At 70.5% G+C, this 18972-nt stretch carries 11 protein-coding genes; 4 read left to right on the top strand and 7 right to left on the bottom strand.

Translation table 11 applies throughout. The annotated features are described in order from the left end of the window. Positions 1-52: 52 nt before the first annotated feature. The 3 genes from ACFY9S_RS34015 to ACFY9S_RS34005 all read right to left on the bottom strand — a co-directional run bounded on the left by ACFY9S_RS34015 (position 53) and on the right by ACFY9S_RS34005 (position 3346). Positions 53-1141, bottom strand: a complete 1089-nt coding sequence (locus tag ACFY9S_RS34015; protein ID WP_391136302.1) for a hydrogenase expression protein HypE — start codon at positions 1139-1141, stop codon at positions 53-55. Between the two features lies 1 nt (position 1142). Continuing rightward, positions 1143-2657: a hypothetical protein gene (locus ACFY9S_RS34010; RefSeq protein WP_391136301.1), complete on the bottom strand. Its 1515-nt coding sequence runs from the start codon at positions 2655-2657 to the stop codon at positions 1143-1145. A 218-nt stretch (positions 2658-2875) separates the two neighbouring features. After that, positions 2876-3346, bottom strand: coding sequence for a DUF6069 family protein (locus tag ACFY9S_RS34005; protein ID WP_391136298.1), 471 nt, complete (start codon positions 3344-3346; stop codon positions 2876-2878). 170 nt (positions 3347-3516) lie between these two features. Here ACFY9S_RS34005 and ACFY9S_RS34000 point away from each other — a divergent pair, with 170 nt between their 5' ends. Further along, positions 3517-5193: an oxaloacetate-decarboxylating malate dehydrogenase gene (locus ACFY9S_RS34000; RefSeq protein WP_391136295.1), complete on the top strand. Its 1677-nt coding sequence runs from the start codon at positions 3517-3519 to the stop codon at positions 5191-5193. Between the two features lie 30 nt (positions 5194-5223). Here ACFY9S_RS34000 and ACFY9S_RS33995 read toward each other — a convergent pair whose 3' ends face one another. From ACFY9S_RS33995 to ACFY9S_RS33985, 3 genes are all read right to left on the bottom strand, one after another. Beyond that, positions 5224-7752, bottom strand: a complete 2529-nt coding sequence (locus ACFY9S_RS33995) for a SpoIIE family protein phosphatase (RefSeq protein ID WP_391136292.1) — start codon at positions 7750-7752, stop codon at positions 5224-5226. A 97-nt stretch (positions 7753-7849) separates the two neighbouring features. After that, a complete protein-coding gene (locus ACFY9S_RS33990; RefSeq protein ID WP_391136289.1) occupies positions 7850-12121 on the bottom strand; it encodes a HAMP domain-containing protein in 4272 nt (1423 codons plus the stop codon). A 353-nt stretch (positions 12122-12474) separates the two neighbouring features. After that, positions 12475-12879 (bottom strand): STAS domain-containing protein, encoded by a 405-nt coding sequence (locus tag ACFY9S_RS33985; RefSeq protein ID WP_391136286.1) that lies wholly within the window; start codon positions 12877-12879, stop codon positions 12475-12477. Positions 12880-12986: 107 nt separating this feature from the next. Between ACFY9S_RS33985 and ACFY9S_RS33980 the strand changes: the two genes are divergently transcribed. Beyond that, positions 12987-13316: a MarR family transcriptional regulator gene (locus tag ACFY9S_RS33980; RefSeq protein ID WP_391136283.1), complete on the top strand. Its 330-nt coding sequence runs from the start codon at positions 12987-12989 to the stop codon at positions 13314-13316. A gap of 270 nt (positions 13317-13586) precedes the next feature. Here the strand turns inward: ACFY9S_RS33980 and ACFY9S_RS33975 are convergent, their stop codons facing one another. Then, positions 13587-15008 (bottom strand): DEAD/DEAH box helicase, encoded by a 1422-nt coding sequence (locus tag ACFY9S_RS33975; RefSeq protein WP_391136280.1) that lies wholly within the window; start codon positions 15006-15008, stop codon positions 13587-13589. 521 nt (positions 15009-15529) lie between these two features. On the opposite strand from ACFY9S_RS33975, the gene ACFY9S_RS33970 reads away from it, so the two are divergent. Then, positions 15530-16531: a PaaX family transcriptional regulator C-terminal domain-containing protein gene (locus ACFY9S_RS33970; protein WP_391136277.1), complete on the top strand. Its 1002-nt coding sequence runs from the start codon at positions 15530-15532 to the stop codon at positions 16529-16531. A 1195-nt stretch (positions 16532-17726) separates the two neighbouring features. Further along, positions 17727-18965, top strand: a complete 1239-nt coding sequence (locus tag ACFY9S_RS33965) for a cellulase family glycosylhydrolase (protein WP_391136274.1) — start codon at positions 17727-17729, stop codon at positions 18963-18965. Positions 18966-18972: the final 7 nt, after the last annotated feature.

Raw genomic sequence — 18972 nt, 5'->3', positions numbered from 1 at the left:
CCCTCGCTGTCGGTGGTGTGGGGGTGGGTGCCGGGGTGGGTGCCGGGTGTCATCACGGCCGCCAGCGCGGGTCGTAGCCGCTGGTCAGCTTGCGCTTGTTGTGGCGCCACCTCGGCTCGTGGTTGACCAGTTCGTTCGTCATGCCGCGCAGCCTGCGGATGACGGCTCCGTACGGCTTGATGACCAGGGACGACAGGGTGCTGCCCGGCGGCTCGTCCATGAACGGCATGAACGCGTCGGGGAAGCCGGGCATCGTGCAGCCGATGCAGATGCCGCCGACGTTGGGGCAGCCGCCCAGGCCGCCCATCCAGCCGCGCTTGGGCACGTTGCAGTTGACGACCGGGCCCCAGCAGCCCGTCTTCACCAGGCATTTTGGGGAGTTGTAGTCCGTGGCGAAGTTGGCCTGCTCGTAGTACGAGCCGCGGTCGCAGCCCTCGTGGACCGTCTTTCCGAAGAGCCACTGGGGGCGCAGCATGTGATCCAGCGGCGGCGGGGGCGCGGAGCCGGCCGCGTGGTAGAGGACCCAGATCAGGGTCTCCATGAAGTTCTCGGGCTGGATCGGGCAGCCGGGCACGTTGACGATGGGCAGGCCGGCCTGGGAGGTGTAGTCCCAGCCCAGGTAGTCGGCGAGGCCCATGCAGCCCGTCGGGTTGCCGGACATGGCGTGGATGCCGCCGAAGGTGGCGCAGGTGCCGGCGGCCACCACCGCCCAGGCCTTGGGGGCCAGTTGGTCGATCCACCAGTTGAGGGTCTGCGGCTCACCGGTCTCCGGGTCGTTGCCGAAGGACGTCCAGTAGCCGTCGCCCTCGATGATGTTCTGGTTGGGGATCGAGCCCTCGATGACGAGGATGAACGGGCCCAGTTCGCCGCGTACGGCCGCCCGGTAGGGCGCCAGGAAGTCCTCGCCGCCCAGGCTGGGCGAGAGCACCTTGTTGACCAGGTTCACCTTCGGCAGGCCCGGGATCAGTCCGAGCACCAGGTCCTCGATGGAGGGCTGGTCGGCTGCGGTGAGCGAGACGGTGTCGCCGTCGCAGCTCATGCCCTCGGAGATCCAGAGGATGTGGATCTCGTCTATGCCCTGCCGGTCCTCGGACCGTTCGGGTTCCTTGCTGACTTCGGTGGTGCTGCTGTGGGTTGTCATGTCACTCGGCCTCCGCTGCGGGGGTCTCGGAGTCGGTCGTGTGCCGCGCCGGAGCTGCGGCGGGAGCCGGTGCCGACGGCTCGTCCGGGGATCCGGCGGGCCCGAGGGGTTCGAGCTCGTCGGGCCGGAAGTAGTGGAAGCGCCCGTACCAGTTGTTGAGTTCGGCGGCCGGGTCGTCGTCGAGGGTGACGGCGAGGTGCACGCTGCCGTCCACGTCGTGGAAGACGGCGGCGACCTCGGCGGTCCGCCCGGCCAGGAACATGTCCTGGGCGTCGGCGCCGCGTCGCCGGGGGCGTAGCCGTACACGGCTGCCTCCGCCGAGGGGGACGCCGTCGACGAGCACGGTGTCGCTGGTCGGGGAGAGTCCGTCGTCGGCGCCCTCCTGCCACCAGGCGGGGCGGTCGGCGGGCGGCGTGGGGGCGATGGGTGTCAGGGATCGGACCGCGCCGTGCAGCCGTTCGAAGACCTCCTGCGGCATGGTGTCGACCCGGTCGAGGATCGCGGCGGCCCGCGGGTCGGTGGCCCGCGCCTCGCGCTTCTCCTCGTCGGTCAGCAGCATCGTGCGCAGGGTGAGGATCTCGTCGATCTCCGCGGCGTCGTGCAGGTCGCCCGGGCTTTCGGGGGCGACCTGGGGGTGGTCGGGCAGGATGATCGGCGCGGACAGCAGGACGTGCCCGACGTCGCCGGCTTCGCCGCCGAGGACGGGGAAGGTGAACTCGTTGCGGCACGCGCGCACGGCTGCTTCGAGGTCCGTCGGCGGATCGATCAGCGAGACGAACTCCACTCCGTCGCCGCCGATGAGGGTGTGGGTGGCGATGAGGGCCCGGCGCAGTGCCTCGTCGCGGGTGGTGCGCGACGGCGGGGCGGGCGCGGTGTTGGTGGTCCGTACGCGGATCCGGCAGAGGTCGTCGGAGAGCTGTTCGGCCGTGACGGTGGTCTCGGCCCGGATCTCCTCGCGGGTGCGCACCACCCGCCCGGCGCCTTCCGGCAGTGCCTCTACGTCCTCACCGGCCGCGGCGCCCACCACGAAGGTGTGCCCGCCCCGCAGGAGTTCGTCGAGCGGAACCTCGGCCTCGCACTCGCGCGGCAGGGCCTCGTCGAAGGTCAGATGGACCGTGCCGTCGTCGGTGCGCAGCGACTCCACGGGGCGGTGGCCGGCTTCCTGCACCTGCTTGCGCTGCATCTGGAGGTACCGGACCCGCACGCGCACGCCGGCGATGTCCGGCTGCCGGAGCCGCAGCAGGCACTCGGTCTGCTGGTACCAGGAGTCGGCGGAGCCGGAGACACCCGGCGCGACGGGGCCGTCCGCCTCCACCCAGTCCCTGGGGAACAGCACGCCGAACTGCCAGCGGACGCGGTTCTTGGTGGAGGAGCGGCGGTAGGGGTAGAGGAGGTAGCCCTCGTAGAGGACGGCGTCAGCGACGGCGCCGAGCTGCTCGAAGACGCCCGGGGAGGGGCCCGTGCCGCTCCTCGGGGCAGCGCTCTTCGTGCCGCCCTCGGCCAGTGCCTCCGCCATCGCGCCTCCTCGTCCCTGGGTGCACACGCATCCCTTCCACCACCGTCACACCGCATATCGACGGTCGCCTCCTGCGGCGCAGCAGGACTGGGCCGTTCGGGGGTGGTCGTGGAGCTGTCGCCGTGTGGCGCGGGGCGGAGGGTGGGCGCAGCGACCGGGCCCGTCGGCGCCGAGGCGCGGACGGGCCCGTGTCGGTGGTGGTGGAGGGTGGGACGTGTTCAGCGCCGCACGTGGGCGAGCCTGCGCGCAAGCATCGGGACGATGACCGCGGCGGCCACCACATGGGACGCGGCGAGGACGATCTGGGTGGACGTGGCGGTGTGCGGGGCGACGGCCGGGCCGGCGAGGGACAGCGCGGTGAGTGCGACGGTGGCCACGGTGAAGGTGCGGGCGGGCCGCCGGGCCCAGCGGGCGAGGGCCACGGCGAGGATGATTCCGGCGACCGACCAGAACACCACCCCGCCGAAGAAGCCGCCGACCGGGATCTCCGCGGCCTCCTTCGCGCCAGGGCCGGCCGCCTCCATCGGGACACCGGCGGCCCGCGAGACGAGCGCGAACACCTCCGTCACGACGGCTCCGGCGAGGGTGGCCAGAACGCCGACCAGCCACACGGGACGGGCGGAGAGAAACCCGGAGATGCTCCGGGACGCGCTCTGCGGGGCCTGGGTCCGGGGCGTCGTCACACTCATGTCGCTGTCTCCTGACGGGCGTTGGGGCGCGGTGGGTCTTTCGGAGAGGTAGACCGGACGGCGGCGCGGAACTCATCGGTGGCCGGGGGACGTTTTCACGGGGCCGGTGGTTCAGCCGGATGGCACACGTCACCCGCACGAACCGGCGCGTAACGGGAAGGCGTTACGTCATGGACCAGCCGACACATCACCCCCGCCCCACCACCAGCCCCGCAGTGACGACCCTGGCCGACCCCCTGGTCAACAGGGGCACCGCCTTCAGCCGGCACGAACGCGAGGAGCTGGGGATCGACGGGCTGCTGCCGCCCGCCGTGGAGAGCCTGGACGAACAGGTCGCCCGCGCCTACGAGGCGTTCCACGGCTACGACAAGCCCCTCAACCGGCACATCTACCTGCGGCAGCTCCAGGACACCAACGAGGTGCTCTTCTACCGCCTGGTCACCGAGTACCTGGAGGAACTGCTGCCCGTCGTCTACACGCCGACGGTGGGTGAGGCCTGCCAGAAGTTCAGCGAGATCTACCGGCGGCCGCGCGGCCTGTTCCTGACCTGGGAGGACCGGCACCGCTTCCGGGAGATCCTGCGCAACCGCCCGCACCGGGACCACGACGTCGACGTCATCGTCGTCACCGACGGGCAGCGCATCCTCGGCCTGGGCGACCAGGGCGTCGGCGGCATGGGCATCCCGATCGGCAAGCTCAGCCTCTACACGGCCATCGGCGGCATCCACCCCGCCCGCACCCTGCCGATCCTGCTGGACGTCGGCACCGACAACGAGACCCTGCTCGACAACCCCCGCTACCTGGGCCGCCGCGCCCGGAGGCTGACCGGCGCCGAGTACGACGAGATGATCGAGGCGTTCGTCTCGGCGGTCGAGGCGGAGCTGCCCGGGACCCTCCTGCAGTGGGAGGACTTCGCCACCGCCCACGCCCATCCGATCCTCGCCCGCTACCGCGACCGGCTGCTCACGTTCAACGACGACATCCAGGGCACCGCGGCCGTCACGCTCGGCGCCCTGTCCACCGCGGCGGACGTGGCCGGCACCTCGCTGCCCGAGCAGCGTGTGGTGATCCTGGGCGCGGGGTCGGCCGCCATCGGCGTCGCCGACATGATCCGTACGGCCATGATCGACGAGGGCCTGGCCGAGGACGAGGCAACGGCACGGTTCTGGATCCTCGACGTCGACGGCCTGCTGGTCTCCTCCCGCTCCGAACTGACCCCGCAGCAGCGGAGGTTCGCGCGTGACGACAGCGAGGTGACCGGCTGGGACGCCACCGGCCTCGCCGAAGTGGTGCGCCGTGTCGAGCCGACGGCGCTCATCGGGCTGTCGACGGCGCACGGCGCGTTCACCGAGGAGATCGTGCGACAGATGGCCTCGACCTGCGAACGGCCCGTGGTCTTCCCGCTCTCCAACCCCACCTCGCACTCCGAGGCCGAGCCCGCGGACCTCACCCGCTGGACCGACGGGCGGGCGCTGATCGCCACCGGCTCGCCCTTCCCTCCGCTCACGGTCGACGCGCACGAGGTGCCCGTGGCGCAGTCGAACAACGTGTACGTCTTCCCGGCCATGGGCCTCGCGGTGACCGCGAGCCGGGCCACACGGGTCACGGACCGCATGCTCGTGGCCGCCGCCCGGGCCGTGGCGCGGTGCGCCGTGCGGGCGGCGGACGGCGACGACGGCCCCGTGCCGCTGCTGCCGCCGCTGGCCGGGATGCGGGAGTCCGCCCGCGAGATCGCCCTGGCGGCGGCACTCGCCGCCGTCGAGGACGGGGTGGCCCCGCGGGCGACGGAGGAGGAACTGCGCGAGGCGGTCACCCGGACGCAGTGGGAGCCGCGTTACGCGGACTAGGCCGTCGCGCTGTTCGCGGACCCGCGTCCCTCACCCGACCCGGATGCCCACGATGCACGTGTCGTCGTCGGTGTCCGACTTGCTGTACGTCAGGAGGCGGTCCAACTGCTGGTCGAGTGTGCTGGGTGCCGTGCGGGCGGTGGTCAGGAGGTGGGTCAGGGACTCCTCCACGGGCCGGTCGCGGCGTTCGACGAGGCCGTCCGTGTACATCAGCAGAGTGTCTTCGGGCGCCAGTTGGAGCTCGGTCTCCTCGTACACCGCCTCCGGCACCGCTCCGAGCAGCAGCCCCTTGACCAGGGGCAGGGGAGCCGCTTCGGTGTCCCGGACGAGTACGGGCGGCAGATGTCCCGCCCGGGCCCAGCGCAGCGTCCGCCGGACGGGGTCGTACAGCCCGCACACCGCGGTCGCGGTGACGGCACCCGTCAGATGGTGCGCCACGATGTTGAGCCACGACAGCAACTGGCCCGGCCCGGCGCCGGTCACCGCGAGGCCGCGCAGCGCGTTGCGCAGGACGACCATGCTGGTGGCGGCCTCGATGCCGTGACCGGCCACGTCCCCCACGCACAGCAGCACCTTGCGGGACGGCAGGACGACGGCGTCGTACCAGTCGCCGCCCACCAGTTGCTCGGTCTCCGCGGGCCGGTAGCGGACGGCCACCTGAAGCCCGGCGACCTGCAACGGCGCCTGGGTGGGGGGCATGATGGCGTGCTGCAGCTGCAGGGTGAGCCGGTTGCGTTCGGTGGCCTGCTGCTCGGTGTGCGCCAGCTGGTCACGGGTGGCGGCCAGCGCCACCTCGGTCCAGTGCTGGGCCGAGATGTCCTGGTAGGCACCGCGCACCAGGAGCAGCCGGTCGTCGGTGTCGAGCACCGGTTCGGCGACGATCCGGATGTGCCGGGTCACGCCGTCCGGCCGCTGCAACCGGAACGCCGCGGCCGCCGGCCGCCGATGGTGCAGCAGCGTGCGCAGGAAGCGGCGGATGGAGACGCCGTCGTCCGGGTGGGCGTGGGCCGGCAGCTCCTCCAGGGCCACCGGGGTGCTCGTCTGCGGGCGTCCGTAGAGGTCGAAGAGCTGCCCGTTCCAGGTGATCTCACCGGTGAGCACGTTCTCCTCGAACCCGCCGATACGGCCGAGTCGCTGGGCGTGCTGGAGCAGACTCGCCAGCCGTGCCGCCTCGTCCTCGATACGCCAGATGAGGAGCACGGACATGCCGTGACGGCTGATGCTGATGTCGGCCACCGCCGAGAGGGGGACCTGGTCGACGAGGGCGGTGAGGTTCATCCGGCGGGCCCGGAAGGGCTCACCGGTGGCGTAGACCCGCTCGACGCGCTGGAACAACTCGCTGTCCCCGGCGGCCATCGGATAGGCCTCCAGGAGCAGCGCGCCGTTCACGACCGCCCGCGGCCTGCCCGCCGGGTCCAGGAACCGGCTGTTCACGTGCTGGATGCGGAAATCCACCAGGTGCCCGTCGGCGTCGAGGTGCGGCACCAGGACGAGGGTGGGGTCGTGCAGCCCGTCGGCCAGGTCCATCAGCTCGGCGACGTCGGGCAGGACGCGCGGCTCCTGGGCCGCTCCCCGTGGGGGCGCGTACATCTCCAGGGTGTGCGCGCACAGTTCGGCCAGCGCCTCCACCTGGCGGACGATCTGCGGCGGCTGCGGCGCGAGAGGGGCCGGCCAGGCGATCTCCAGCACGCCGTGGATGCGGCCTCCGGTACCGGCGGGCAGGGCGGCCCGGCCGCCGTCCGGGTGGTGGTGCAGGCCGATGCTGGGCAGTCCGGTCTCGCCGAGCGTGGTGATCCACTGGCCCTCGCGCTCGATGAGGCCCCGCCGCGCCACGGTCACCACGTCCGGCGGGACGTAACGCCAGCGCGCGGCCTCGGCCGGTGAGAAACCGGCGCTGCCGGCGAGAGTGAGCGAACCGTCGGAGCCCGCGGCCCAGATGGCCACGGCCACCGCGCCGAGCGGGCGCAGCGCCTGCTCCAGCAGGGCGTCCGCTACGGCCTGGGCGTCGTCCGCCGCCAGTACACCGCTCTCGGCCGCGCGCAGGCGTACGGCGGCCGACTCGGTCTCGGTCTCGTCCGCGGCCCGGGTGGCGGCGAGGAAGGCGTCCGTCACCTCGGACATCCGGTCCTTGGCTGCCTGATTGATGACGTCGACGGCGAGTTCCAGGGGGGTGACCTGGGCCTGCTCGGCCAACTGGGCCAGCTGCCGGGCGGCCTGGGCCGGCCCGCACTTCAGCCGCTCGACCAGGACGCCCTTGGCGAGCTCGACCAGGGCACGCCCTTCGGCCTCCGCCTGGGCGGCCCGGACCTCCCGGCTGAGCCGTTCCACGGTCGCGGCGAGCCGTCCCACCGGGGAAGCCGACGACAGGTCCCCGCCGGGGCCGGCGGGCGGGTCGTCGGAGGCCTTCGAGTCCTCGTCCGTGCTCGGCGGCACCGCGTCGGTGCTCGAAGGCACGGCGTCGGAATTCACCGTCGGCGGGGCGGACCCGGGTCCGGTGGCCGAGTGGCGCTCCGGGCCACCGTCCTGACCCGGTTCGCGCGGCTGCTCGGACATGCTCACGGTGTGGATGCTCCTCGGCTGGAGCGCCCTGGGGCGCGGAACGACAGGCGCTGGGGGGCTCCCGGTCCGCCGGTCAGCGGTCGGGGCGCCGGTGTGCTCATGCGGGCAGCCAGCGGCGGACGCAGGCCATGAGGTCGCGCGTGTCGACGGGCTTGGTGACGTAGTCGCTGGCACCCGAGGCGAGGCTCTTGTCCCGGTCGCCCGGCATCGCCTTCGCCGTGACGGCGATGATGGGCAGCTCGGCGTACTGCGGCATCCGCCGGATCTCGGCCGTCGCGGTGTAGCCGTCCATCTCCGGCATCATCACGTCCATCAGCACGAGGGCGACGTCCGGGTTGTTCACCAGCGTCTCGATGCCTCTGCGCCCGTTCTCGGCGTGCAGGACGCGGAAGCCCTGCAACTCCAGGATCCCGCTCAGCGCGAAGAGGTTCCGCGCGTCGTCGTCGACGACGAGGACGGTGCGGCCGGCCGCCGCGTCGTCGACGGAGGGCGGCGTCAGACGCTGCGGCCCTTCGGTCCGGACGAGGGAGAGCACGTCACCGGGCTCCTCGGCGGACAGGTGCAGGGCGATGCGCTCGCGCAGCTCGTCGAGGCTGGACAGCAATTCCAGTGCGCCGCCCGCCGACCGGGAGCGCAGCGTCTCGCCCAGGGGCACGTCCCCGGGGTGGCTGCTGTGCACCAGCACCGGAACGCTCGTCAGCGCCGAGTCGCCCTCCAGTGCCTGCAGGAAGCGGGACGCCTCGTCGTCCCGCATGCTCAGCTCCAGGACGACGCAGTGGCACGGCTCGGAGGCGAGGGCACCGGCCGCCTCCTGGGCGCCGACGGCGGTGATGATGTCGACCGCGGGCCGCTGAGCGCCGTCGGCGCGGCCCTGCGTCAGATCGGCGACCACGCTCTCCGCGACGAGGGTCAGCAGACCGCGCGACCGCTCCTCCACCACCAGCAGGCGCCGGGGCCGGGGCCCGGGCCCGATCTGGGGCACCGGCACCGAGCCGGCCAGTCCGTGCGGGACGGGTTCCGCCGAGGTCCGCTCCGGGGTTCTGCCATGCCCGAGCAGTTCCTCGAAGTCGGTACGGGCCACGGGCAGGAAGAGCGTGAACGTACTGCCCTGGCCGGGTGTGCTGTGCACGGACACGGCGCCGCCGAGCAGTTGGGCGATCTCCCGCGTGATGGACAGGCCCAGGCCGGTGCCGCCGTACTTCCGGCTCGTCGTGCCGTCCGCCTGCTGGAAGGCGCCGAAGATCGTCTCCAGGTGCTGCTCGGGGATGCCGATGCCGGTGTCCTTGACGCGGAAGGCCACCACGGCGGCGCCCCGGACCACACCCGCCGGCACCTCGTCGTCGGTCGCGGGCTCGATGCTCAGCTCCACGCCGCCCTGCTCGGTGAACTTCACGGCGTTCGACAGGAGGTTGCGCAGCACCTGACGCAGCCGGGACTCGTCCGTGAGCACGTCCGCGGGCGCGCCGGGAGCGGTCGTCACCGTGAACTCCAGGCTCTTCTGCGTCGTCATCGGCCGGAAGGTGGCCTCGACGTACTCGATGAGCTGGCGCAGCGTCACCCGCTCGGGCGTGACGTCCATCTTTCCGGCCTCGACCTTCGACAGGTCGAGGATGTCGTTGATCAGCTGCAACAGGTCCGAACCGGCGGAGTGGATGATCTGCGCGTACTCGACCTGCTTGGGCGTGAGGTTGCGGGACGGGTTCTGCGCCAGCAACTGGGCCAGGATGAGCAGGCTGTTGAGCGGGGTGCGCAGTTCGTGGCTCATGTTGGCCAGGAACTCCGACTTGTACTTCGAGGCCAGCGACAGCTGCTGGGCGCGCGTCTCCAGTTCCTGGCGGGCCTGCTCGATCTGCAGGTTCTTCGCCTCGATGTCCCGGTTCTGCGCCGCCAGCAGCGAGGCCTTCTCCTCCAGTTCGGCGTTGGAGCGTTGCAGTTCCTCCTGCTGAACCTGCAACTCCGTGGAGCGGGCCTGGAGTTCGACCGTGAGTCGCTGGGACTCGACCAGCAGCTCGTCGGTGCGGGCGTTGGCCACGATGGTGTTGACGTTGACGCCGATGGTCTCCATCAGCTGCGCGAGGAAGTCCCGGTGGATCTGGGTGAAGGGCGTGACCGACGCCAGCTCGATGACGCCGAGGACCTGTCCCTCGACGACGATGGGCAGCAGCACCAGCGCGGTCGGCACCACCTGGCCGAGGCCCGACGAGATGGTGACGTAGCCGTCCGGCAGCTCGTCCACCACGATGGTGCGCCGGCTGCGGGCGGCCTGGCCGACCAGGGTGCGTCCGAAGGCGATGCGGGAGGGCCGGCTGCTGTCCTCGGGGTAGCCGTAGGAGCCGACGAGTCGCAGTTCGGGCCCGTCGTCACCGTCCTCGGCGAGGTAGAAGGCCCCGTACTGGGCCGACACCAGGGGCACCAGCTCGTCCATGATCAGCTCGGCGACCACGGGCAGGTCGCGGTGACCCTGCATCAGGCCGGAGATCCGGGCGAGGTTCGTCTTGAGCCAGTCCTGCTCCTGGTTGGCCCGGGTGGTCTCGCGCAGGGACTCCACCATCGAGTTGATGTTGTCCTTGAGCTCGGCGACCTCGCCGGACGCCTCCACGGTGATGGAGCGCGTCAGGTCCCCCTCGGCCACGGCGCTCGCGACCTCGGCGATGGCGCGCACCTGCCGGGTCAGGTTGCCGGCCAGCTCGTTGACGTTCTCCGTCAGGCGCTTCCAGGTGCCGGAGACTCCCTCGACCTCGGCCTGGCCGCCGAGGCGCCCCTCGGTGCCGACCTCACGGGCGACGCGCGTGACTTCGTCGGCGAACGCGGACAGCTGGTCGACCATCGTGTTGATCGTCGTCTTCAGTTCGAGGATCTCGCCGCGTGCGTCCACGTCGATCTTCTTCGACAGGTCGCCCCTGGCCACCGCGGTCGTCACCAGCGCGATGTTGCGAACCTGGCCGGTGAGGTTGTTGGCCATGGAGTTGACGTTGTCGGTGAGGTCCTTCCAGGTGCCGGCGACGTTCGGCACGTGTGCCTGGCCGCCGAGGCGCCCCTCGGTGCCGACCTCGCGGGCGACCCGCGTGACCTCGTCGGCGAAGGCCGACAGCGTGTCGACCATCGTGTTGATGACCTCGGCCAGTGCCGCGACCTCGCCCGCGGCCTCCACGGTGATGCGCTGCGAGAGATCGCCGCGCGCCACGGCGGTGGCGACCTGGGCGATGGAGCGGACCTGACCGGTCAGGTTCGACGCCATCACGTTGACGTTGTCGGTGAGGTCCTTCCAGGTTCCCGACACACCGCGCACCTGGGCCTGGCCGCCGAGGCGCCCCTCGGTGCCGACCTCGCGGGCGACGCGCGTGACCTCGTCGGCGAACGCGGACAGCTGGTCGACCATCGTGTTGATCGTGGACTTCAGCTCCAGGATCTCGCCCCGCGCGTCCACGGTGATCTTCTGCGAGAGGTCGCCCTTGGCAACCGCCGTGGCCACCAGGGCGATGTTGCGGACCTGGCCGGTGAGGTTGCCCGCCATGAAGTTCACCGAGTCGGTGAGGTCGCGCCAGGTGCCCTTGACGCCCTTGACGTCCGCCTGCCCGCCCAGGCGTCCCTCGGTGCCGACCTCGCGGGCGACACGGGTGACCTCGTCGGCGAACGCGGACAGCTGGTCGACCATCGTGTTGATCGTGGACTTCAGCTCCAGGATCTCGCCCCGCGCGTCCACGGTGATCTTCTGCGAGAGGTCGCCCTCCGCGACCGCCGTGGTGACCTGGGCGATGGAGCGGACCTGGCTGGTGAGGTTGCCCGCCATGTGGTTCACGGAGTCGGTCAGATCGCGCCAGACCCCGGCGACGCCCGGCACCTGGGCCTGCCCGCCGAGCCGTCCCTCGCTGCCGACCTCGCGGGCGACGCGCGTGACCTCGTCGGCGAACGCGGACAGCTGGTCGACCATCGTGTTGACGGTCTCCTTCAGCTGCAGGATCTCGCCGCGGGCGGGCACGTCGATCTTCTGCGAGAGATCGCCCTTGGCAACCGCGGTGGCCACCTGTGCGATGTCGCGGACCTGGGTGGTCAGGTTGCCGGCCATGGCGTTCACCGAGTCGGTCAGGTCGGCCCAGGTGCCCGAGACCCCGGGCACCTCCGCCTGCCCGCCGAGCGTGCCCTCGGTGCCGACCTCGCGGGCCACCCGGGTGACTTCGGAGGTGAACACGGACAGCTGGTCGACCATGCCGTTGAAGACCGTGGCGATGTCGCCCATGAGGCCGTCCGCGTCGTCCGGCAGCCGGGTGCCGAAGTCCCCGTCGCGTACGGCTGTCAGGCCGGCCAGCAGTCGTCGCAACTCCTGGTCGCCCGGCACCGCATCGACGACGCCAGTGCTGTCGCTGGTCATTCGCACCCTCGTTCCGCTCCCCAAGAGCCCTCGTCAGCCGAGAACTCGGAACCCGCCGGACCGATGGGCGGCCCGGTTGTCGTGCATGCATCTCCGCAGCCACGGATGTGTATGTGATGTGGAAATACGCCGCAGGTTAACTCACGTTTCGAGCCCCGAACAAAGCAGGAACCGTCACCCTCGGCCGAACAGCGGCGCCCTGCCACGAGCCCTCAGGCGAGGCTGGATCCATGCCCCCGACAGTGCCGCACAGACCCGTGCGCACCCTCGTCTCCGCCGCTGCCGGACGGATCTTCCGCAGGCTATGACGCCGGTCCTCTTCTGTGAAGAAGACGTGAGCACGCCGAGGCGGCTCAGGAGAAGGCGGCGTCATCGGCCGAATCCCGCGTCTGAAGAATGCTGTCGACTCCGGTGATCTCGCAGAGCCGCTTCAGCTGCGGTGGCGGCGCGACAACGCGCAGGGTGCCCGACTGGTGAGTGAGGATCAGCAGATTCAGCAGCGTCGAGTCCGCGAAGGTGATGCCGGAGGCGTCCAGGATCACCTTCGGATGCCTCCTGACCCCGGTGTCCAGCGCTTGCGCCAATGGCGCGATCGAGTCCATGTCGTAGGCGCCGCGAGCGACGACGACCCAGGCCCCGTGCCGTTCGTACTGCGACAGCACAGCCCCCGGACGGACATACGCGTGGGGCGGCTGCGGCAGCGGCTTGGCACTGGTGTCACGCGTGAGCGCGGGCATGCCGGCCTCGTCCCAGGGCACCTTCGGGCTCCTTCTGTGGCTCTCCCCGATGGGAGCACGTCATCTGTTGCACGAAAAGTATGTCACGTATCTGCGTTCCGGCAACGGGGTCCTCTAAAATGCAGCGCATGGTCGGAGTGCCCGAGTCCCACACCGGTTGGACGTTCATCACCAGTCACGCGCGCGTTCTGGCAGCCATCGCCGACAACCCGAACGCCCGCATCCGCGACATCGCCGCCCGCTGCCGGCTCACGGAGCGCGCCGTCTCGCGGATCATCTCCGACCTCGAGCAGGACGGTTATCTGTCCCACACCCGGGACGGGCGCACGAACACCTACCGCATCGAGCCGGACAAGGTGTTGCGCCACCCGGCCGAAGCAGGCCTGTCCGTGGCTTCCCTGCTCTCCCTGCTCGTCCAGGACGAGACGGACCGCATCAGGAAGCCGGTCGCTCAGTAGCCGTCACCAGGCCGGCGGCCTGTCGGCGTCGGGGTGTACGCAAGGGCCGACATGGTCGATCAGGTGCGCCCGCCGTGCCGGAGTCAGTTCCGGGCCGGGACGGTCCCGGACGACGAGTTCCGATCCCGTCGCCGGAACGCGCGGCGCCCCCGTGCGGCCACTCACACGCGGTCACTTCACGTGAAGCCGTCCCGTGCGCCCCAGCCGATCTCCGGTCCCGCGTATCCGTCCAGCAGCGTGGACACCGCCCGGCAGTCCGGGGCGCCGGTCTCAGCCGCCGCGCCGCACCCGGGCCGCCTTGCGGGCCTCCGCCAGCTTGCGCGCCTCGCTGCTCTTGCGGGACGGCCTGCCGCCGGAGTCACCCTTCTCGTCCTTGGTGCTGCCCAGGCCGCGGAACGGGGCGTTGTGGTTCTTGGGCCGCGGTACGGCCGGCCCGCCGTCGAGAGGCGTTCCGGAGGGGGCCTTGGCGCCGGTGATCCGGCTCAACTCGGCCTCGCCCGACCGCACTTTGGTGACCTTGGGAGCGACGTCGGCGTCCGCCATGACCTGGCTCGTCTCGCGGCGCTGTCCCGGCAGGACGAGTGTCACGACGGTGCCGAAGCGGCCGGCCCGGGCCGTGCGGCCCGCGCGGTGCAGATAGTCCTTCGGGTCGGCGGCCGGGTCGACGTTGACCACGAGGTCGAGGTCGTCCACGTGCAGGCCGCGTGCGGCGACGTTCGTCGCCACCAGCGCGGTGACCTGTCCGTTCTTGAACTGGGCCAGGGTCCGGGTGCGTTGCGGCTGGGACTTCCCGCTGTGCAGTGCGGCGGCGGCCACGCCGCTGGCCCGCAGATGCCGCGTGAGCTGGTCGACGCCGTGCTTGGTGTCCAAGAACAGCAGGACACGACCGTCCCGCGCGGCGATTTCCGTGGACACGGCGTACCGGTCCGGGCCGTGCACGACGAAGACGTGGTGCTCGATCGCGGAGACCGCGTTGGACGAGGGGTCCACGGAGTGGGCGACGGGGTCGCGCAGGTAGCGCCGCACCAGTTCGTCGACGTCGCGGTCGAGTGTGGCGGAGAACAGCATCCGCTGCCCGTCGGGGCGCACCTGGTCCAGGATCTCGGTGATCTGAGGAAGGAATCCCATGTCGCACATCTGGTCGGCCTCGTCCAGGACCGCGATGCGCACCCGTCCCAGCCGGCAGCCCTTGCGCTCGATGAGGTCGTGCAGCCGGCCGGGCGTTGCGACGACGATCTCGGCGCCGTCCCGCAGCACGGCGGTCTGCCGTCCGATGGACAATCCGCCCACCACGGTCGCGAGCCGCAGCCGCAGCGCCTCGGCGTACGGGGTGAGCGCCTCACCGACCTGCTGGGCCAGCTCCCTGGTGGGGACCAGGACGAGCGCCAGCGGCTCTTTGGGCTGCGCGCGCCGCCCGGCCGTCCGGGCGAGCATCCCCAGGCCGAAGGCGAGGGTCTTGCCGGACCCGGTGCGGCCTCGGCCCAGGACGTCCCGTCCCGCGAGCGCGGTCGGCAGCGCCGCAGCCTGGATGGGGAAGGGCACGGTCACACCGTGCTGATCGAGCGCCCGCAGAAGCTCGGCCGGCAGCCCCAGCCGCGCGAAGGACGCCGCCGCGGGCGGTGCCGAAACGGCGCCCGACCCCTCGGACGCGTCGTCCCGCTGCCGGGCATCGGCACGTGCTGATTCGCTCACAGAGAGCCTTCCTCCGAAGGGACCGTACCGAGGAAGGCGCGGCAGGGACGCAGCCACCAGCCAGAGACACCGAGACGGAGACCGACACAGCGACGCTGCAAACGCGAAACGTTAGCACAGGGCACGCCGCCCGACCTCCCGTGGTCGCGCGCCGCACAGCCGAGGAATGCACCTCCGGCGACACCTGCCTGCTGACCGGCTCCGCTGTCTCCCCGGGCAACAGCACGAAGGACGGCTTGCGCCGGACGCACGGGCGGCACGTCCAGGATTCGGCGTGGGTACCGCATGGATGCGGCCACCGCAGCCTCGCCGCACCTGAAATGGCGAACGCCCACCTCGCCAACGCGCCACGCCCCCGCCAGCACGGTGCCAAGGATGACTGCTCGCTGCCCTCACCCTCCGAGTACACCGGTGCAACACACCTGGGCACTGCCGGGCCGCCTTCACTCGCGCGCGGAGATCCCGCCTGGTGGAGCAATCCCGGCGGAGCTGCGCCCGGCGATTCCACAACCGTTACAGTGATGCCGACCCTGTCCACCGCGCCGGAGCCGACCTTGCCGAACCTGTCCCACCTCGAGGAGATCTTCTCCGACGAGGGTGACGGCGCCGTCGGCCCCGTGCGGTCGCCCGGCTGGCAGAGCAACGTATCGCCGCAGGGGCTCACGGTGACATTGATCGCCGACTACACGTTCCCCGTCCGGGCGTGGCTGCCCTCAGCGGCGATCGTGGCACTGCTCGGCGAATTCCAAGTGACCGCGGGTGCCGCCCGTACGACGATCAGCAGGCTGATGCGCCGTGGGGTGCTGGAGGGCAGCCGGCAAGGCAGGTACAGCTCCTACCGGCTGACGTCCCAGGCCGCCGTCGATTTGTGGAGCGGCGCCAGTTCGATCGCCACCTTCACCACCCAACCCGACTCATGGGACGGTCGGTGGACACTGATCGCCTTCTCCGTCCCGGAACAGGAGAGCACGCGGCGGCGCGCACTGCGCACCGCGCTGCGATGGCGCGGATTCGCGCCGCTGTACGACGCGCTCTGGGTGTCACCGCACTCCCTGACCCGCAAGGGGCGGATCGAGGTGGCCGACCTGGCGCGGGGAGCGGTGACCGTGTTCCGCGCGCGGCAGGAGGAACTGGACACGGACGCCGACCGCAACCCGGTCGAGGCGTGGGACCTGCCCGGCATCGCCGAGCACTACCGGGCTTTCATCGACCGTTGGAGCGGCCTGCTTCCGCACATCAGCGCCGACCGCGTCACCGGTTCCGACGCGGTGCGCGCACGGACCGAGGTCATGCACGCCTACCGGCACTTCCCCATCCTGGACCCGCTGCTCCCCATCGGGCTGCTGCCGCCCGACTGGCCCCGGTCACGGGCGCGGGAAGTCTGCGTCGCTGTGTACGACGGACTGCTCCAGCCGGCCCAGGACCATGTCCGCTCCGTAGTGACCCGATTCGCGCAAGGGCCGCACCCCGACATCAGGGCCCATACGATCGCCGGCATGAGTGCGGGTATCGGCCACGGCTGACGGCGGGCCGCCGCGAGCGGGGCCGGGCGGACCGCGGAGACACCACACAGCGCCTGCCGCCCTGCGATCTGTCGAATGCGCGTCGAAGGCGACAGAGTTGAGCTCCGATGATTGACAGATAGGCACCCGATCGGGACTCTGACTGTTGCAAGACCCCATGGGAACGCTCCCAGAAGCGCCGGCGCACGACGAGTGGAAGGAGAGGCACCTCTGCGACGCTTCCGCGGAATTCCCATCCCCCATCAGATGGGCGGGCAGATGGGTGCGAAGGGCTTCCGCCATGATCGAGTCACCGGTCGGCCGGTGTTCACCGGCTCGCCGTGTCTCTGCTCGCAAGACCACGCCACATCGATCGCCACCACGGTCGCTGCCACGGGCAAGGCCGGTACGTCCTCCACCGTGCGCAAAACGCCGACCTGACCCCCCACACTTACTCCCCCCACCACCTCGGTCAGCGTCACCGCCGCAGCATCACCGATGCCCCTTCCCGGCGCCTGATCGGGCAGCGCTCCGCACACCCCCACACCAGGAGTCTTCATGACCATGCAACGGCGTAGCTTCCTGCCCCTGAGCGCAGCCGGAGCCGCGGGCGTAGGCATGTACCTGCTCGGGACAAGCAGTTGCCACTGCGAGGGCCGGAGCTCCGACCCAGCGGTTCGCGGTCGGAGTCGGCGTCTCCGGCCACTCGATGGGCGGCGTGACCACCCACGGCCTGCTGACTGCCCGGCCGGACGCACGGATCACGGCCCACGGTCCCCATGTCCTGTGTGGACGTGGGCAACCCGAGCCCGTCGGTCCCCGCCAAGGCCCTGTTCATGCACGGCGACCGCGACGGAGCGTGCCCCGATCTCCTCCGCTCGTCAGGCGTTTCGGGAACTGCCCGCCGCCAAGGTGTTCCTCGCCTTCCGCGATGCCGGCCACAGCAACTACCTCGGCGACTTGGGAATCCGCCCTGAGCTGAGGATCAACCACGCACGGCGCCCGGCCCCGTGCGCAACGCGGTCCCTTCGCAGCTCCGACCACTTCTCGGATCACTGCGAGGCAAGCCGTGAGTGGCGCAATTGACTGTGTACGTTCCCAGACCAGGGGCGGGAACGACACCCCCGAACACCCGGTGCGGCTCCGGCCGCTCGCACTCGGGCAGACAGGTCCACTTGGGGGCCGTCGCCCTCAAGGCCGGAAGAGAGGAAAGCTCATGGTTTCACTAGCAGGGAAGATCAGAGCCGTATTCCTTGCCGTCCTGTTGACGGTTGCCGCATCCGTGTACGGCGCTGCACATCAGGCATCGGCCGACACCGTGGCACAGTCGAGCGCTTCGCAGATCGTGGCCGACATGGGCGCGGGATGGAATCTGGGGAACCAACTCGAAGCCACCACCAACGGATACCCCAGCGAAACGGCATGGGGCCAGCCGACCGTCACGCAAGCCCTCATCGACAAAGTGAGGGCGGCAGGGTTCAAGACGATCCGGATCCCGGTCTCCTACCTGGGCAGCATAGGACCCGGCCCGAATTACACGATAAATCCCTCCTGGCTGAACCGAATCCAAGAAGTCGTCAACTACGCCTACAACAGGGGCCTGCATGTGATGATCAACATGCACGGTGACGGATACAAGACCATCAACGGCTCCTGGCTGATCTGCGATTCACCCTCCCAAACGACGATCAAGGACAAGTATCAGAAAGCTTGGCAGCAAATCGCGAACCGGTTCAGGAACTACGACCAGCGCCTGATCCTGGAGTCCATGAACGAGGAGTTTGACGGGCAGTACGGCAACCCGACCCAGCCGTGCTACTCGAACATCAACAGCTACAACCAGATCTTCGTGGACACCGTGCGGAAAACCGGCGGAAACAACAGCTCGAGGTGGCTGCTCGTCCCCGGCTGGAACACGAACATCGATTACACCGCGGGGAATTACGGCTTCAAGCTTCCGTCCGACCAGTATCGCTCCCCCTCCATTCCCGCCAACGAGCGGCGCATCATGATCTCCGTCCACCACTACAGCCCGTGGGACTTCGCCGGAGAGGAAAGCGGCACCATCACGCAGTGGGGGCGAGCGGCGACCAATCCATCGAGAACGTCGACCTGGGGCCAGGAGGACTACCTGGATTCCCAGCTCAAAAAGATGCATGACACCTTCGTCACGAAGGGGTATCCGGTAGTGCTCGGCGAGTACGGCGCGATCGACAAGTCGTCGTTCGATTCGTCGAACAACAGGTATCGTGCGGACTTCGCGCGGGCTGTCACGGCCACCGCCAAGAAATACGGGGCGGCCCCCGTCTACTGGGACAACGGCACAACCGATCGGTACGGGTTCGGACTCTTCAACCGGCGCTCCCTCACGGTGACCCAGCAGGGCATCATCAACGCCATCATGAGCGGCGTCGGTGGCCGTGCCGCCGGCCAGAGCCTGCCGTCTGGCGCATAGCAGGACC

It is taken from the genome of Streptomyces sp. NPDC012474 (assembly GCF_042955185.1).
GTDB classification, from domain to species: Bacteria; Actinomycetota; Actinomycetes; order Streptomycetales; family Streptomycetaceae; genus Streptomyces; species Streptomyces cahuitamycinicus.
Note: the sequence above shows the minus strand (reverse complement) of the source record. Positions and strands in the feature narration are given on the sequence as shown.

Excerpts from the sequence above, each read along its gene's own strand:
- ACFY9S_RS34015 (WP_391136302.1), bottom strand. The coding sequence starts at position 1,141 with ATGACAACCCACAGCAGCACCACCGAAGTCAGCAAGGAACCCGAACGG.
- ACFY9S_RS34010 (WP_391136301.1), bottom strand. The coding sequence starts at position 2,657 with ATGGCGGAGGCACTGGCCGAGGGCGGCACGAAGAGCGCTGCCCCGAGG.
- ACFY9S_RS34005 (WP_391136298.1), bottom strand. The coding sequence starts at position 3,346 with ATGAGTGTGACGACGCCCCGGACCCAGGCCCCGCAGAGCGCGTCCCGG.
- ACFY9S_RS34000 (WP_391136295.1), top strand. The coding sequence starts at position 3,517 with ATGGACCAGCCGACACATCACCCCCGCCCCACCACCAGCCCCGCAGTG.
- ACFY9S_RS33990 (WP_391136289.1), bottom strand. The coding sequence starts at position 12,121 with ATGACCAGCGACAGCACTGGCGTCGTCGATGCGGTGCCGGGCGACCAG.
- ACFY9S_RS33980 (WP_391136283.1), top strand. The coding sequence starts at position 12,987 with ATGGTCGGAGTGCCCGAGTCCCACACCGGTTGGACGTTCATCACCAGT.
- ACFY9S_RS33970 (WP_391136277.1), top strand. The coding sequence starts at position 15,530 with ATGCCGACCCTGTCCACCGCGCCGGAGCCGACCTTGCCGAACCTGTCC.
- ACFY9S_RS33965 (WP_391136274.1), top strand. The coding sequence starts at position 17,727 with ATGGTTTCACTAGCAGGGAAGATCAGAGCCGTATTCCTTGCCGTCCTG.